Origin of the sequence: Micromonospora sp. CMU55-4 (assembly GCF_011602315.1) — a bacterium.
Lineage (GTDB): Bacteria > Actinomycetota > Actinomycetes > Mycobacteriales > Micromonosporaceae > Micromonospora > Micromonospora chalcea.
The window spans coordinates 1-346 of the sequence record NZ_JAAOLH010000065.1; the positions used below are offsets into that span (position 1 = coordinate 1).

Genomic DNA, 346 nt, shown 5'->3' on the forward strand with positions numbered 1-346 from the left:
CCGCTTCGGCGGCGGCATCTACAACGGTGAGTGGCTCATCAAGATCGAGGACGGCTTCCTCACCCGCGAGCACGACAAGGACGACAACGCCACCCTCACCATCCGCGACACCGAGATCAAGGCCAACACCGCCCTCAACGGCGGCGGCATCTTCAACAACAAGGCCAAGATCACCCTCACCAAGACCCACGTCACCAAGAACACCGCCACCGACTCCAGCAAGCTCCACCGCGTCGCCGGCGGCGTCCTCAACAACGAAGGACGCGTCAAGCTCGACGACAAGTCCCTCATCAGCAACAACGACCCCACCAACTGCGCCAACACCGTCGAGGACTGCTTCAACTGA

General features: G+C 61.8%; 1 pseudogene. It reads left to right on the top strand.

The features are described 5' to 3' along the window. A pseudogene (locus tag HA073_RS30265) lies at positions 1-346 on the top strand (hypothetical protein); the annotation flags it as partial.